Below are 12,967 nucleotides of genomic sequence, written 5' to 3'. Positions count from 1 at the left end.
CCCGCCCAGCAGGGATCAAAACTCCCAGCTGCCGAGAAACTGCGCAACGTGACGACCCGCACGCCCGGCGGGGTCGTCGGCGGCGTCACCCCGGCGGCCCCGGTCGTCCGCGGCCCCGGTCGTCGGCGGCCTCTGCGAGACTGGACCCGCCCGTGGGGCAGACCGACCGCAGAGGAGCGACCCGATGAGCAGCCAGAGCACCGACCGCGGCGACGCCTACGTCAAGGCCGGAACGATCGTCTTCGGGCTGGGCGCGCTCGCCACCCTGGTCACCTTCGTCCCGCTGTTCCTGGACCTCACGCCGCTGCCGACGGCCGCGTACTGGCTGAGCATGCTGATGCCGCTGGGCTTCCTGCTGGCGCTGACCGGGCTGCTGCTCTCCGCCCGCGCCCAGCGCCGCCGGGTCCGCGCCCGGGCCGAGGCCCGGGCCTAGGACCCGTCTTCAGTTCGCCCTGGTCCGGTTCGCCGTGGCCAGGTGGCCGGCCAGCCAGTCCGGGAACTCCGTGAGGTCCGTCAGCACCACGTCCGCGCCGGCCGCCAGCAGCTCCGCGGCGCCGTACGGGCCGGTGGCCACCCCGACCGCGACGGCGTCGGCGTGCCGGGCGCCCCGGATGTCGCCGAGGTGGTCGCCGACGTAGACGCTCGCGCCGTGCTCGCGCAGTGCGTCGCCCTTGGTCTCCGCCCAGAGGTCGCCGACCAGCGCGTCCGCGTGCAGGCCCGCGTGCTCCAGGTGCAGCCGGGCGTTCGGCTCGTACTTGCCGGTGATCACCGCGATCCGGCCGCCGTGGGCGCGGACCGCGTCGACGGCGGCGTAGGCGCCGGGCAGCGCCACGGTGGGGGCGAAGGCGTGCTCCCGGTACAGCTCGCGGTAGCGGTCGGCGACCGCCGGCACCCGCTCGGCCGGGAACCAGTTCCGCAGCTCGTCCAGGAGCGGCGGCCCGAGCCGCGTCACCACCAGGTCCGCGTCGATGTACGTGCCGGTCTCGGCCGCCAGCGCGACGTACGTCGCCCTGATCCCGGGCCTGGTGTCCAGCAGGGTCATGTCGAGGTCGAAGCCGACGGTGAGCGGGGCATCCGGGGGCGTAGGCATACCGTCAGGCTATCCAACCGGGTCGGCAGGCGATTTGCCCCGGCTTCAGCAGGGAACTTAGGTTTGCCTGAGCTATCTGCGAGAGCGAGCCCATGACCGAGACCATCGCGCCTGCGCCCGTCCCCGGGCCCGGCCCCGCACCGGCCGCCGCGCCCGGCAAGCGGCGCCTGCTGCGGCGCCGAATACTGTGGCTCGCCGCCGCGCTGACCCTGCTGGTCGCCGCGGTGCTGCTGAGCCTGGCGGTCGGCAGCCGCACCATCCCGTTCAGCGAGACCGTCGACGCGCTGCTGCACGGCGGCGACTCCACCAACGCCGTGGTGATCCGCGAGCTGCGGGTGCCGCGCACGGTGGTCGGCCTCGCGGTCGGCGCGGCGCTCGGCCTGGCCGGGGCCGTGATGCAGGGAATCACCCGCAACCCGATCGCCGACCCGGGCATCCTCGGCGTCAGCCAGGGCGCGGCGGCCGGCGTGGTGGTGGCCATCTCCGGGTTCGGGATCTCCACGCTCACCGGGTACGTCTGGTTCGGCTTCGCCGGCGCCGTCCTCGCCACCGTGCTGGTGTACGGGCTGGCCGGGCGCGGCCGGGGCGGGGCCACCCCGATCAAGCTGGCCCTGGCCGGCTCCGCGATGTCCGCGTTCATCGCCTCGCTGAACACCCTGGTGCTCACCACCGACGCCGCCACCATGGACCAGTTCCGGTTCTGGCACGTCGGCTCGCTCTCCGGGCGGACCGCCGACGTGGCCTGGCAGCTGCTGCCGTTCCTGCTGGTCGGCACGGTGCTGGTGTTCTCGGTGGCGCGGGGCCTGGACGCGCTGGCGCTCGGCGACGACACCGCCAAGGGGCTCGGCGCCAAGACCGGGCTGGTCCGGGCGGTGGGCGCGCTCGGCGCCACCGTGCTGACCGGCTCGGCGGTCGCGGCGGCCGGACCGATCGCCTTCGTCGGCCTCGCCGTGCCGCACGCCGCCCGCGCGGTGGCCGGCGCCGACCACCGCTGGGTGCTCGGCCTCTCCGCCGTGCTCGGCCCGGCGCTGCTGCTGCTCGCCGACGCGCTCGGCCGGGTGCTCTTCCCGCCGTCCGAGGTGCCCGCCGGTGTGATGACCGCCCTGGTCGGGGTGCCGGTGCTGGTCGCCCTGGTCCGGCGCCGCAAGGTGGTGGCGGCGTGAGTGCGATCCCCCTGCGCGGCTACACCGTGCTGCGCGCCGGCCGGGCCTCCTTCCTGCTGCACCGCCGCTCCGCCCTCGCGGCGGGCGGGCTGCTGTTGGCGCTCGCCGCCACCGTGGTCGCCTCGCTCTGCCTCGGCGAGTCGACCGTCCCGCCCGGCGAGGTGCTGAAGGTGGTGCTCGGGCAGCCCAGCCCGCACGAGCTGGTGGTCGGCGAGTTCCGGCTCCCCCGGGTGGTGGTCGGCCTGCTCGTCGGCACCGCGCTCGGCCTGGCCGGCGCGCTGATCCAGACCGTCGCCCGCAACCCGCTGGCCAGCCCCGACGTGGTCGGGGTCTCCTGGGGCGCCACCTCCGTCGTGGTCGGCCTGATGGCGTACGGCGTGGTCGACTCCACCGGCCAGGTGCCGTACGCGGCTGTAGTGGGCGGTCTCGCAGCCGGCCTGCTGGTGTACGCGCTGGCCTGGCGGCGCGGCCTGCACGCCCAGCGCTTCGTGCTGATCGGCATCGGCATCAGCGTCGCGCTCTCCTCGCTCACCTCCGTCTTCCTCACCAAGGGCGACGGCTTCCAGGCGCAGGCCGCCAAGGTCTGGATGACCGGCAGCCTCAACGGCTCCGGCTACGACCAGGCCGGCTGGCTCGCCTGGGTGCTGCTGGCCTCCGCGCCGGTGGCGCTCTGGGCGGCGCGGGCCCAGCGCTCGATCTCCTTCGACGACGCCACCGCCGTCGGGCTGGGCCTGCGGCTGGACCGGATCCGGCTCGGCATGGCGCTGCTCGGCATCGTGCTGGCCTCCTGCGCGGCGGGCGCGGCCGGCCCGGTCGACTTCGTCGCGCTGATGGCGCCGCAGATCGCCCTGCGGCTGGCCCGCTCGGCCCAGATCCCGCTGCTCTGCTCGGCGCTGACGGGCGCGCTGGTGGTCGTGCTGGCCGACCTGCTGGCCCGTCGGCTGCTCGCGCCCACCGAGCTGCCGGTCGGCGTGGTGACCGGCCTGGTCGGCGCGCCCTACCTGATGTGGCTGCTGATCCGCTCCCGGACTCCGTCCGGGGGCAACCCCATCCGCCGTGGAGGTTCCTGATGTCCGCCCAGCCGACGGCCGCCCGCCCGGTGCCCGCCCCCCGTCTCGAAGCCCGCGGCCTGACCCTCGCCTACGAGGCGCGCACGGTCGTCGAAGGGCTGGACCTGGTGGTGCCCGAGGGCCGGGTCACGGTGATCGTCGGGCCGAACGCCTGCGGCAAGTCGACGCTGCTGCGGGCGCTCGGGCGGCTGCTGAAGCCGGCGCGCGGCGCCGTGCTGCTGGACGGCACCGAGCTGGCGCGCGTGCCCACCAAGCGGATCGCCCAGCGGATCGGGCTGCTCCCGCAGTCCCCCACCGCGCCGGAGGGCATCTCGGTGGCCGACCTGGTCTCGCGCGGCCGCCAGCCGCACCAGAGCTGGTGGCAGCAGTGGTCGGCACAGGACGAGGAGGCGGTGGCGGAGGCGCTGGAGCGCACCTCGACCGCCGAGCTGGCCGAGCGCAGCGTGGACGAGCTCTCCGGCGGCCAGCGGCAGCGTGCCTGGATCGCGATGGCGCTCGCCCAGGGCACCGACATCCTGCTGCTGGACGAGCCGACCACCTTCCTGGACATCGCCCACCAGGTGGAGGTGCTGGACCTGGTGCGCCGGCTGAACGTCGAGCGCGGACGGACGGTGGTGGCGGTCCTGCACGACCTCAACCAGGCCGCCCGGTACGCCGACCACCTGATCGCGATGCGCGACGGGCGGATCGTCGCCCAGGGGGCGCCGGGCGAGGTGGTGACGGCCGAGCTGGTCCGCGAGGTGTTCGGGCTGGAGTCCGTGGTCGTCCCCGACCCGGTCACCGGCACCCCGCTGGTCGTCCCGGGCGCGCCGTGGGCGGTGAAGACGGACGCCTAGCGGGCAATTCGGACATAATCGACGCGCCGACAGCCGTCCGCCCCTGTCCGAGCCCGCCGTCCGAACCCGTCGGAGGACCGTCGATGCCCCCGATCTCCCGCCGCACCCTGCTCGCGGGGCTCGGTGCAGCCGCCCTCACCGGGTGCAGCACACGGCACACCGCGCCTCCGCTCGACAGTGCGCCGCCCGAGGCCACGCCCAGCCCGACGCCCGTGCCCGACGTCACCGTCGTCGCGGCCACCGGGCCGGTCGCCGTGCCGGGTGCGCCGAGGCGCGTGGTCGCCCTGGACACCGCCGAGTTCGACTCGGCGCTGACCCTCGGCATCACCCCGGTCGGCGTCGCGCTGGCGGCGGCGGACTCCGGGTTCCCCGGGTACTGGCCCGCCTCGCGGCTCGCCGGGATCGCCCGGGTCGGTGACATCGGCGCCCCGGACCTGGCCGCGATCCGCGCCCTGCGACCCGACCTGATCCTCTCCAACCAGACCAGGGACGGCGCCCGCTACGACCAGCTGCGGGCGATCGCGCCCACGGTGCTGAGCCAGACCACGGGTGCGCCGTGGAAGGCGAACTTCCAGCTGCACGCCCAGGCGCTCAGCCGCCAGGCGGCGGCCGCGGCCTTCGTGAGCTCCTACCAGCGGCACGTCTCCCAGACGGTCCAGGCGCTGGCCTCCGCCAAGGCGGCCGGGCGCAAGGTCAGCGTGGTCCGCTTCGTCGAGGGCGCCCCGATCCGGCTGTACGGGCGGCAGAACTTCCTCGGCACGGTGCTCGCCGACGTCGGACTCGGCCGCCCGGACACCCAGAACGTCGACCAGTTCGACGTGGAGATCCCGCCCGACCAGATCGCCCGGGCCGACGCCGACCTGCTGGTGTACGCCACCTACGGCGACCCGGGCCGGGCCGGCACCCCCGGCGTGCTGGCGAGCCCCGGCTGGCAGGCGCTGGGCGCCGTCCGGGCCCACCGGGCGTTCGAGGTCGACGACCGGCTCTGGTTCCAGGGCATCGGCTACACCGGGGCCAACTTCGTCCTCGCCGAGCTCCAGCGGTTCCTGGGGGCCTGAGCGCGAGGCCTTGGGTGCGGGGCCTGAGCGCGGGGTTTGAGCGCGGGAGCTGGCCTCACCGCCGGAGGGGCCGGTCCGGCCTACCGGCCGACGGACGTCCAGCCCTGGTGGTGGAGCCGCTCGAACCCGTCCAGGAGCAGATCCAGGGCGAACTCGAACTCGAACTGGTCGTCGCAGCCGGGACTGACGGCGGAGCCCTCGCCGGAGCCCTCGACATGGGCGGCGGCGGTGGCCATTTCCGCGATGTGCGGGTACCGCTCCGCCATCGCACGGAGCGCGGCCTCCTGGGCGGCGGGATCCGCCGCGGCCGCCGCGTCGTCCGGGGCTCCCGGGGCGTCCGGAGCCGCGTCGAACAGCTCCTGGGTGAAGCCCAGCAGCCGGCTGCCGAGGGCGTGCATCACGTGGTGGGTGAGATCGGCGGAGAGACCGCCGGCCCGGAAGATCCCGATCATCGAGTCCAGGTACTCCAGCACGGCCGGGGTCGGCCCGGGCCGCGACTCGATCACCCGGGACGCCCAGCGGTGGCGGCGCAGCACCTGCCGGGCCGAGAGGATCCGGTGGCGGACCACGCTCTTCCAGTCGGGCCCGTCGAGCGGGGGGTCGATCCCGCCGACGACGGCGTCCACCATGCCGTCCAGCAGCTGCTCCTTGTTGGCCACGTGCTTGTAGAGCGCCATCGGCACGACACCCAGCTCCTGGGCGAGCCTGCGCATGCTGAGCGCCTCGATCCCGCTGTCGTCGGCGAGCGCGACGGCGGCCCGCAGCACCCGCTCCCGGTTCAGGGGGACCCGACGGGCGGTCTCCGCCTCCTGTGCCATCTCGACCTCTCCTCGTGAAGGGACTTGACGAGTGTACGGCGTACGCCTACCTTAATCACCAGGTGTACGCCGTACACCCGACGACGGACGGAGAGGAAACCGGCCATGGGCTCAGAGCGAAGGACCGCGATGGTCGCGGGCGTGTTGTTCCTGGTGACCGAGGTCGCCGCGATCGCGGGGGCCGCCCTCTACCGCCCGCTGCTCGGTGCGGCGGAGCCCGTCATCGTCCCCGGCGCCGACACCCGGGCCTTCCTCGGGGCGCTGTGCGAGGTGGTCCTGGCGGCGGCCGTCGTCGGCACCGGGGTCGCCCTGTACCCCGTCCTGCGGCGGCGCGGCGAGGCGATCGCGCTGGGCTACGTCTGCGGCCGCCTGATGGAGGCGGCCGTCATCGCCGTCGGCATCGTCGGCGTCCTGGCGCTGGTGACGCTGCGACAGGGCCCGGCGGGAGCGCCGGGCACCGGCGCAGCGCCCCTCGCCGCGGCCGACCGGGCCCTGGTGGCCGTCCACGACTGGACGTTCCTGCTCGGCCCCAACGTCGCCCTGGGCATGAACACCCTGCTGCTGGCATACCTGATGTACCGCTCGCGGCTGGTGCCCCGGTTCATCGCCGTGCTGGGGCTGGTCGGCGGCGCACTGATCTGCGCCTCGGCGACCGCCGTGCTGTTCGGGCTCTACGAGCAGGTCTCCGTACCGGGCTCGCTCGCCGCCCTGCCGGTGTTCGCGTGGGAGGTCTCGCTCGCCGTCCGGCTCATCGCCAAGGGCTTCGATGCGCCCGCCGCCGCCGCGCCGACGGACGCCCGGACCTTCGCCGCGGTGGCGGCCGCCCACTGATCCACCCGGCTCCACCGCACGTGACGGGCCCCTCGCCGATCGGCGAGGGGCCCGTCGGCGTCAGTCCTCGCCGCCGGTGCGCAGCTGCTCGGCCGACTCCCGGTAGGCCTCGGCGGCGCGGACGAAGTAGTCGAAGAGGGTTTCGAGCTGCTCGGGCGAGTAGCCCCCGAGGATCCCGCCGATCCGCCGCCGCGCGGGGCCCATGACGCGGTCGAGGTCGGCGGGCCCGCCGAGCGGCTCGACGATGACCTTGCGCCGGTCGCCGGGGTCGGGCGCGCGGCGCACGTAGCCGGCCTGCTCCAGCCGGTCGATCAGGCGGGTGGTCGGACCGGTCGTCAGGCCGGTGCGCGCGCTCAGCTCGCCGGGGGTCATCGCCCCGGTCAGCTCAAGGATGTTCAGCGCGTAGAGGTCGGTGGCGCCGAGTTCGCACGCCCGGGCGCTCGCGTGGCCGTGGAGCATCACCGCGCTCAGGTACCGGCGGTAGACCTCGCTCGCGTCGGATCGCATGGCAGGCGTTGACACGGGCTCCCCCTCTCCATAATCTCTTCCCCAGAGAAGAGAAATCTTCGACACAGTAACTTCTTCAAGGAAGTTACCACGGGAGGGACCACCATGCCTGTCACCACCGACGCTTCGAACGGGCCCGTCGAACCGGCCGAGCCCACTGCCGCCGGGGCGCCGCCCGCCGCCGACCTGCCGACCACCGCCCACCCGGCGCCCAGGCGCCGTACCGGCAGCCGCACCCGCCGCCGCACCGTCAAGCGCGTCCTCGGCGCGACCGCGCTGGCGCTGGCCGTGGCCGCCGGCTCCGGCTACCTGTGGCTCGACGCCACCTCCGAGGTGCAGAACCTCGGCCAGAGCGACTGCACCGCGGTCGCCCCGGCCGTCACCCCCACCCCCGCCGGATCGGCCGCGGCCGAGGACCAGCGGGCGGTCTGCGACACGCTGCACTCGCTGGCCGAGGCCTGGGGGGCCGGCGACGCCACCGCATACGGCGGGCACTTCACCGCCGACGCCACCTACACGACCTACGTCGGCACCCACTACCAGGGGCGCCGCGACATCACCGAGGCCCACCGGGCGCTGTTCGGCGGGTTCCTGAAGGACACCAGGCTGGCCGACTCCTTCCTCGGCATCCGCTTCTACGGCCCCGACACCGCGGTGGTCACCAGCCGCGGCGACACCTACACCGGCAAGCCCAAGAAGCCCGCCGAGCTGTCCAAGACGCAGTCGTACACGCTGGTCCGCCAGAACGACCGCAGCTGGCGCATCGCCGCCTTCCACAACACCCAGCGCCAGTCCGTCATGGAGCGCATCTCCTTCCTGTGGGACCCGTCGACCAGGCCGGAGGCCGAGAAGTGAGCACGCACACCCCCGCCACCCCCGCCCGCGAGGCCGACGCCGCCGCGATCCGCGCCCTGCTGGAACGCAGCCGCACCGCCTGGGGCCGCGGCGACGGCGCCGCCTACGGCGAGCAGTTCACCGCGGACGCCACCGACGTCACCTACACCGGCACCGTCTACCGGGGCGGGCCCGAGATCGGCCGCGCCCACCAGGCCCTGTTCGACGGCTTCCTCAAGGGCACCGAGCTGAGCCTGGAGATCACCGAGCTCCGCCTCCTCGGCCCGGACGCCGCCGTCGTCCTCACCCGCGGCGACGTCCACAAAGGCCGCCCGAAGCGCCTCGGCAAGCTCGCCACGTACACGGTCGTCCGGGAGCCGGGCGGCGAGTGGCGGATCGCCGCCGTCCAGAAGACCGGGCGCAAGCGCCTCCTGGAGGCCCTCTCGTTCCGCCTCCAGCCCGCCACCCGGCCGGCCGCGCACTGATCGGCCGGGCCTGCCGGGCCCACCTCTTGGAAGGAGCACCACCACGATGGCCGAAGCGAGTCCACCGGGGGCCGGCGACCCGCCACCGCGGCGCACGGCACTGGTGACCGGGGCGAGCACGGGCATCGGCCGCGCCTTCGCCCGCCGGCTGGCGGCGGAGGGCTTCCACGTCATCGCCGTGGCCCGCCGGGAGGACCGACTGCGCGCGCTGACCGAGGAGCTCGGTCCGGGCCACGAGTACCTCGTCGCGGACCTCGCGACCGCGGTCGGCCGGGAGCGGACCGCCGAGGTGTTCGCGAGCCGCCGCGTGCACCTGCTGGTCAACAACGCCGGGGCAGCGGCGGAAGGGCGCTTCACCGACGTGCCGCTCGCCCGGGCGCTGGAGGCGATGCACCTCAACTGCGACGCCCTGGTCGCCCTCGCCCACGCCTTCCTGGCCGCGGCCCGACCCGGCGACGCCCTGCTGAACGTGTCCTCCACGCTCGCGTTCGCCCCGGCCCCGGGGCTCGGGGTGTACAGCGCCACCAAGGCCTTCGTGACGTCGTTCTCGGAGTCGCTGTGGGCCGAGCAACGGGCCGCGGGGGTCTACGTACTGGGCCTCTGCCCGGGGATGACGGCCACCGAGTCGCAGCCGCATCGCGACGTGCCCGGCCTGCTGGTCCAGACGCCCGAAGGGGTGGTCGACGCCGCGCTCGCCGCCCTGCACCGGCGGCGGCGGCCCACGGTCGTCGCGGGCCGCAGCGCGCGGATCCTTGCGGCCGCCGCCCGGCTCCTCCCCCGGCGCACGGCCCTCGCCGCCCTCGGCCACGGCTGACGGACCGCACCGGCCCACGTTGTCGGCCCCCGCCCTCGGTGCTCACTCGGCAGGGGGTACCGGGCCGAGGAAGTCCGCGTGGAGCGTCGCGTGGTGCCAGGCGGCATCCCTGGCCTGACAGGCCCGGAGGACCTCCAACGGGTCGACCAGTTCCATCCCGACCGTCCGATCGCCCTCGAAGTGAAAGCGGGCCACCGTGCGGGAGTCGAAGAGCCAGAAGTCGGACAGTCCGGCCAGACCCGCCGCCTCGGCCTCGGAGCGCCACATGCAGCGGATGTCCTCGCCGGCCGCCACGTTCGTCCGGGCACAGGCCAGGAGGTAGCGCTGCCCCTCGGTCGGCGGGTCGTCCACCAGACGCACGCGCTCGAACCGCTTTCCCTTGCCGATCATGCGGCGTACGTTCCCGAACCAGGGGTGACCGACCTCCCCCGGCGGTGCCCCCCGTCCGCAGGAACACCGCGTAGGAGGGCATCAGCTGGTCGGACAGGTAGCCCGTCCTGGTCTCCAGCCGCCAAGCGGTGTGCTCGAAGCCGTCGTTGATGAATGCGGTGATCTTCTGCCGCGGAACGAACTCCGGCACTGACTTCTGCTCCTTCGGCGTGGGCCTCGTCATCGTTCACGTTGCCCGCCTTGCCGCCGCTCATGGCGGCGGGCCCTCGCCTCTGCGGCGGGGGCCCGTTGCCGTGGGTGGGGTCAGGTGGGTATGCGGTGGCGGCCCTTGGGGTTGGCGGTGTCGGTGGTGGTGTTGGTGGTGTTGCGGTGGTGGGTTTCGGGGCCGTAGTGGCCGGCCTGGCGTGCGATCCAGGCGTACTCGGTGGTGCCGTCGGGGAGTTGGCGCAGTTCCCAGCGGCCGTGGCGGGTGATCGGTTTCGGGGCGAGGGGCTGGGAGTCGTCGTTGACCTTGAGGGCGGTGAGGACGCCGAGGGCGACGGTGGCCAGGGCCAGCGCGAGGAGGGTGAGCAGGGCCGCGCCGACGAGGAAGCCGGCGGTGCCGGTTCTCATCGGCGGATCCCGATGACGCGGTGGCCGAGGTGGGCGGCGAGGGAGTGGAGGAGGTCGTGGGCCTGGTCGCGGGTGAGCGGGAGGGCGAGGTGCTCGCCGGGGCCCGCCTGGATGTCGAGGTCGACGGCCAGGCGGAGCTGGAGGGCGGCGTCGGGGACGTGCTCGACGGCGAGGTAGGCGACGGTGGTGCGCTCGGTGTGGATCGCCTCGGTGACGAGGGGGATCAGGACTCCCACGGCTCGTTCCTCCCGGTGTCGCGCAGGAGGTGGAGGAGGTTGAGGAGGGTGGCGACGGGGGCGTTGCCGAAGTCGATGAGGATGCGGCCGTCGACGGTGCCGCCCACGGTGGTGGCGGAGCCCCAGCGGATGCCGAGCGCGGATCCGCGGGTGTGGAGTTCGCCGAGGAGCGCGGTGATCTGGGCGTCGGTGTAGTCGCGCATCCGGGGATCGTCCGGGGCGATCGGCTCGCGGTGGGCGGCGCTCATGCGGCGCAGTCCAGCTCGAACCAGACGGCCTTGCCGTTCTTGCGGGGGCTGGCCCCGAAGCGGTCGGTCAGGGAGCGGACCAGGTGCAGGCCCCGGCCGGAGAGCTCGTAGGGATCGGCGGACGTGCGCGGTTCGGGGAGCTTGGGGCTGCCGTCCGCGACGGAGACCCGCAGGGTGCGGGTGGCGAGCAGGACGACGACCACGGTCGGCGCGGGGCTGCCGCCGTGGCGCCAGGCGTTGACGAACAGCTCGCAGAGGGCGAGTTCGGCGTCGCGGATGAGGTCGTCGGGCCAGGAGGCGGCGGCGAGGGCGTCGCGCAGCTCCTCGCGGGCGGCCGACCAGTCGGGCGGGACTGCGGGCAGGTTGAAGGCACACATGGGGAACCTCCGGAATGAGGTCAGTGGAGAGGGGTTCGTCGATCACCGGCGGATACGCCACCGTGAGCCAGGCCAGGACATGGCTGCTCTGCGGTGCGAGGGCAGCAGGCGCCTACTGCCCTGGAAACAGGCGTTACTGACGATCCGTCGGATCGATGTGAGAACGACCATAGCGCACGCCGCCACAAATTTGTGGCGGCGATCGGGAAGTTCCCCCTACCGTGGCTACTCTCGCGACCAAGACCCCGATAGACCCACGCGTCACCAGCGCGGCAGACTGGCACCAATACCCGCAGAGAGGACGTCATGGCACTCCGCCCCAACCCGACTCTTCGCCAGCGTCGCCTGGGTGCCGAGCTGCGCAGGATGCGAGAGCAAGCCGGCCTCGGGGGCAGTCAGCTCGCCCGCGCCATCGGAGTCGGCCCAGCCCATGTAACGCAGATGGAGGCAGGGAAGACCGGGATCAGCGCGGAACGCCTCCGCACTATCGCTGCAGTGTGCATGTGCACCAATCAGCCGCTGATCGACGCTCTCGTCGACATCATCGCGGAACGCGGGAAAGCCGGCTGGTGGGAGGAGTACGACGGAACCCTCTCGACGGACTTCCTTCACGTAGCGGAGATCGAGGGCCACGCGCGGACGATCTCGACCTACACGATCACGTTCATCCCGGGGCTGCTACAGACTGAGGCTTACGCGACCGCGGTATTCTCAGGCGCACTCCCGCCCCTGTCTCACCACGAGATCGACCTCAGAACAGCCTTCCGCATGCAAAGGCAGCGCATCATCCGCTCCGGAAAGACGCCATACACCGCGTTCATCCACGAGGCATCGCTGCGCATGCAGTTCAGTGGGGCAAGGGTCCAGGTCGAGCAGCTCGGCTGCCTCATTGAGGACTCCGAGAGTCCGAGCATCTCCGTTCGAGTAGTTCCATTCAACGTCGATGCTCCGCCCAGCGCCAGCGAAAACTTCACCTACGCAGAGGGTCCGATCCCCGACCTTGACACTGCACAGATGGACATGTCGCCCGGCTGCCAGCTCTTCGACGCCCCGGCCCACCTCGCGAGATTTCGCTCCACCCTCGCCCGGATGACTTCTACAAGCCTCCCCGAAGAAGAGTCCCGAGACTTCATTCGGTCCATCAAGCAGGAAATGGAAGGCAAGCATGCCTAGCTCTACCTGGCAGAAGTCCAGCTACTCCGGCGCGAATGCCGACTGCGTCGAGGTGCGCGTGGTCGACGGGCTGATCGAACTCCGCGAGTCCGACGACGGCAACATCATCATCCGCACCACCCCCGCCAAGTTCGCCAAGTTCCTCCAAGGCGCCAAGGCCAGCGAGTTCGACCACCACACCCACCCCACCACCTAAGACCAACAGCGGCCCCTCGCTCGACCCGAGCGAGGGGCCGCCTCGGAGTGGAAAGTCGGACCCACCGACTTCCCACTCCGCAGCTGTCAGCCGGCGCGGGGCGCGCGCCCCCCGGGCGGGGCGCGCCCCCCCCCCCCCCCCAAAAAAAACGGTGTGGGTGAGAAAAATATAATAGGGGTTTAGCCGTTAAGAGTTTATTGCCGGCTGGGGTGGGCAGCGAACCCCCGGG

Annotated in this window: 19 protein-coding genes; 11 read left to right on the top strand and 8 right to left on the bottom strand. The window is 73.2% G+C overall.

The window, feature by feature from the left end:
• Positions 1–184: 184 nt before the first annotated feature.
• A complete protein-coding gene (locus ACGFZP_RS35225; RefSeq protein WP_387942260.1) occupies positions 185–433 on the top strand; it encodes a hypothetical protein in 249 nt (82 codons plus the stop codon).
• A 9-nt stretch (positions 434–442) separates the two neighbouring features.
• Here ACGFZP_RS35225 and ACGFZP_RS35220 read toward each other — a convergent pair whose 3' ends face one another.
• The gene (locus ACGFZP_RS35220) at positions 443–1,090 is read right to left on the bottom strand and encodes an HAD family hydrolase (protein WP_392940738.1); all 648 of its coding nucleotides are present in this window, start codon (positions 1,088–1,090) and stop codon (positions 443–445) included.
• Between the two features lie 92 nt (positions 1,091–1,182).
• Between ACGFZP_RS35220 and ACGFZP_RS35215 the strand changes: the two genes are divergently transcribed.
• From ACGFZP_RS35215 to ACGFZP_RS35200, 4 genes are all read left to right on the top strand, one after another.
• Complete coding sequence (locus ACGFZP_RS35215; RefSeq protein WP_392940736.1) at positions 1,183–2,253, top strand: FecCD family ABC transporter permease; 1,071 nt, start codon at positions 1,183–1,185, stop codon at positions 2,251–2,253.
• Positions 2,250–3,323, top strand: coding sequence for a FecCD family ABC transporter permease (locus ACGFZP_RS35210; RefSeq protein WP_392940734.1), 1,074 nt, complete (start codon positions 2,250–2,252; stop codon positions 3,321–3,323). The genes ACGFZP_RS35215 and ACGFZP_RS35210 overlap by 4 nt, the downstream gene beginning before the upstream one ends.
• Complete coding sequence (locus ACGFZP_RS35205) at positions 3,323–4,159, top strand: ABC transporter ATP-binding protein (protein WP_392940732.1); 837 nt, start codon at positions 3,323–3,325, stop codon at positions 4,157–4,159. The genes ACGFZP_RS35210 and ACGFZP_RS35205 overlap by 1 nt, the downstream gene beginning before the upstream one ends.
• Before the next feature lie 83 nt (positions 4,160–4,242).
• Positions 4,243–5,217 carry an ABC transporter substrate-binding protein gene (locus tag ACGFZP_RS35200; protein ID WP_392940731.1) on the top strand — a complete coding sequence of 325 codons (975 nt, stop codon included), beginning with the start codon at positions 4,243–4,245 and terminating at the stop codon, positions 5,215–5,217.
• Positions 5,218–5,297: 80 nt separating this feature from the next.
• Here the strand turns inward: ACGFZP_RS35200 and ACGFZP_RS35195 are convergent, their stop codons facing one another.
• Entirely contained in the window at positions 5,298–6,035 is a 738-nt protein-coding gene (locus ACGFZP_RS35195) for a TetR/AcrR family transcriptional regulator C-terminal domain-containing protein (RefSeq protein ID WP_392940729.1), read from the bottom strand.
• Positions 6,036–6,140: 105 nt separating this feature from the next.
• Between ACGFZP_RS35195 and ACGFZP_RS35190 the strand changes: the two genes are divergently transcribed.
• A complete protein-coding gene (locus tag ACGFZP_RS35190; protein WP_392940727.1) occupies positions 6,141–6,866 on the top strand; it encodes a DUF4386 domain-containing protein in 726 nt (241 codons plus the stop codon).
• 60 nt (positions 6,867–6,926) lie between these two features.
• On the opposite strand, the gene ACGFZP_RS35185 is transcribed toward ACGFZP_RS35190, so the two are convergent.
• Positions 6,927–7,373, bottom strand: coding sequence for a MarR family winged helix-turn-helix transcriptional regulator (locus ACGFZP_RS35185; RefSeq protein ID WP_392940725.1), 447 nt, complete (start codon positions 7,371–7,373; stop codon positions 6,927–6,929).
• Between the two features lie 105 nt (positions 7,374–7,478).
• On the opposite strand from ACGFZP_RS35185, the gene ACGFZP_RS35180 reads away from it, so the two are divergent.
• The 3 genes from ACGFZP_RS35180 to ACGFZP_RS35170 are packed head-to-tail and all read left to right on the top strand — an operon-like array spanning position 7,479 to position 9,506.
• Positions 7,479–8,228, top strand: a complete 750-nt coding sequence (locus ACGFZP_RS35180; RefSeq protein ID WP_392940724.1) for an SgcJ/EcaC family oxidoreductase — start codon at positions 7,479–7,481, stop codon at positions 8,226–8,228.
• Positions 8,225–8,692 carry an SgcJ/EcaC family oxidoreductase gene (locus tag ACGFZP_RS35175; RefSeq protein WP_392940722.1) on the top strand — a complete coding sequence of 156 codons (468 nt, stop codon included), beginning with the start codon at positions 8,225–8,227 and terminating at the stop codon, positions 8,690–8,692. Before ACGFZP_RS35180 ends, ACGFZP_RS35175 begins: the two co-directional genes overlap by 4 nt.
• A gap of 46 nt (positions 8,693–8,738) precedes the next feature.
• Positions 8,739–9,506 carry an SDR family NAD(P)-dependent oxidoreductase gene (locus tag ACGFZP_RS35170; protein ID WP_392940720.1) on the top strand — a complete coding sequence of 256 codons (768 nt, stop codon included), beginning with the start codon at positions 8,739–8,741 and terminating at the stop codon, positions 9,504–9,506.
• A 42-nt stretch (positions 9,507–9,548) separates the two neighbouring features.
• Here ACGFZP_RS35170 and ACGFZP_RS35165 read toward each other — a convergent pair whose 3' ends face one another.
• The 5 genes from ACGFZP_RS35165 to ACGFZP_RS35145 form a co-directional block, all read right to left on the bottom strand.
• Positions 9,549–9,896: a DUF6879 family protein gene (locus ACGFZP_RS35165; RefSeq protein ID WP_392940718.1), complete on the bottom strand. Its 348-nt coding sequence runs from the start codon at positions 9,894–9,896 to the stop codon at positions 9,549–9,551.
• A gap of 303 nt (positions 9,897–10,199) precedes the next feature.
• Entirely contained in the window at positions 10,200–10,508 is a 309-nt protein-coding gene (locus ACGFZP_RS35160) for a hypothetical protein (protein WP_392940716.1), read from the bottom strand.
• Positions 10,505–10,744, bottom strand: coding sequence for a hypothetical protein (locus ACGFZP_RS35155; protein WP_392940714.1), 240 nt, complete (start codon positions 10,742–10,744; stop codon positions 10,505–10,507). The genes ACGFZP_RS35160 and ACGFZP_RS35155 overlap by 4 nt, the downstream gene beginning before the upstream one ends.
• Positions 10,732–10,992 (bottom strand): hypothetical protein, encoded by a 261-nt coding sequence (locus ACGFZP_RS35150; RefSeq protein WP_392940712.1) that lies wholly within the window; start codon positions 10,990–10,992, stop codon positions 10,732–10,734. Before ACGFZP_RS35150 ends, ACGFZP_RS35155 begins: the two co-directional genes overlap by 13 nt.
• Positions 10,989–11,369, bottom strand: a complete 381-nt coding sequence (locus ACGFZP_RS35145; RefSeq protein ID WP_392940711.1) for an ATP-binding protein — start codon at positions 11,367–11,369, stop codon at positions 10,989–10,991. The genes ACGFZP_RS35150 and ACGFZP_RS35145 overlap by 4 nt, the downstream gene beginning before the upstream one ends.
• A 306-nt stretch (positions 11,370–11,675) precedes the next feature.
• Here ACGFZP_RS35145 and ACGFZP_RS35140 point away from each other — a divergent pair, with 306 nt between their 5' ends.
• Positions 11,676–12,542, top strand: a complete 867-nt coding sequence (locus ACGFZP_RS35140) for a helix-turn-helix domain-containing protein (protein ID WP_392940709.1) — start codon at positions 11,676–11,678, stop codon at positions 12,540–12,542.
• Positions 12,535–12,738, top strand: a complete 204-nt coding sequence (locus tag ACGFZP_RS35135) for a DUF397 domain-containing protein (protein ID WP_392940707.1) — start codon at positions 12,535–12,537, stop codon at positions 12,736–12,738. Before ACGFZP_RS35140 ends, ACGFZP_RS35135 begins: the two co-directional genes overlap by 8 nt.
• Positions 12,739–12,967: the final 229 nt, after the last annotated feature.

Source organism: Kitasatospora sp. NPDC048239, assembly GCF_043202015.1.
GTDB lineage: Bacteria > Actinomycetota > Actinomycetes > Streptomycetales > Streptomycetaceae > Kitasatospora.
This window is presented reverse-complemented; position numbering and strand designations above follow the sequence as displayed.

Excerpts from the sequence above, each read along its gene's own strand:
- ACGFZP_RS35150 (WP_392940712.1), bottom strand. The coding sequence starts at position 10,992 with ATGAGCGCCGCCCACCGCGAGCCGATCGCCCCGGACGATCCCCGGATG.
- ACGFZP_RS35135 (WP_392940707.1), top strand. The coding sequence starts at position 12,535 with ATGCCTAGCTCTACCTGGCAGAAGTCCAGCTACTCCGGCGCGAATGCC.
- ACGFZP_RS35170 (WP_392940720.1), top strand. The coding sequence starts at position 8,739 with ATGGCCGAAGCGAGTCCACCGGGGGCCGGCGACCCGCCACCGCGGCGC.
- ACGFZP_RS35180 (WP_392940724.1), top strand. The coding sequence starts at position 7,479 with ATGCCTGTCACCACCGACGCTTCGAACGGGCCCGTCGAACCGGCCGAG.
- ACGFZP_RS35195 (WP_392940729.1), bottom strand. The coding sequence starts at position 6,035 with ATGGCACAGGAGGCGGAGACCGCCCGTCGGGTCCCCCTGAACCGGGAG.
- ACGFZP_RS35160 (WP_392940716.1), bottom strand. The coding sequence starts at position 10,508 with ATGAGAACCGGCACCGCCGGCTTCCTCGTCGGCGCGGCCCTGCTCACC.
- ACGFZP_RS35185 (WP_392940725.1), bottom strand. The coding sequence starts at position 7,373 with ATGCGATCCGACGCGAGCGAGGTCTACCGCCGGTACCTGAGCGCGGTG.
- ACGFZP_RS35190 (WP_392940727.1), top strand. The coding sequence starts at position 6,141 with ATGGGCTCAGAGCGAAGGACCGCGATGGTCGCGGGCGTGTTGTTCCTG.
- ACGFZP_RS35205 (WP_392940732.1), top strand. The coding sequence starts at position 3,323 with ATGTCCGCCCAGCCGACGGCCGCCCGCCCGGTGCCCGCCCCCCGTCTC.
- ACGFZP_RS35220 (WP_392940738.1), bottom strand. The coding sequence starts at position 1,090 with ATGCCTACGCCCCCGGATGCCCCGCTCACCGTCGGCTTCGACCTCGAC.
- ACGFZP_RS35225 (WP_387942260.1), top strand. The coding sequence starts at position 185 with ATGAGCAGCCAGAGCACCGACCGCGGCGACGCCTACGTCAAGGCCGGA.
- ACGFZP_RS35200 (WP_392940731.1), top strand. The coding sequence starts at position 4,243 with ATGCCCCCGATCTCCCGCCGCACCCTGCTCGCGGGGCTCGGTGCAGCC.
- ACGFZP_RS35145 (WP_392940711.1), bottom strand. The coding sequence starts at position 11,369 with ATGTGTGCCTTCAACCTGCCCGCAGTCCCGCCCGACTGGTCGGCCGCC.
- ACGFZP_RS35165 (WP_392940718.1), bottom strand. The coding sequence starts at position 9,896 with ATGATCGGCAAGGGAAAGCGGTTCGAGCGCGTGCGTCTGGTGGACGAC.
- ACGFZP_RS35140 (WP_392940709.1), top strand. The coding sequence starts at position 11,676 with ATGGCACTCCGCCCCAACCCGACTCTTCGCCAGCGTCGCCTGGGTGCC.
- ACGFZP_RS35215 (WP_392940736.1), top strand. The coding sequence starts at position 1,183 with ATGACCGAGACCATCGCGCCTGCGCCCGTCCCCGGGCCCGGCCCCGCA.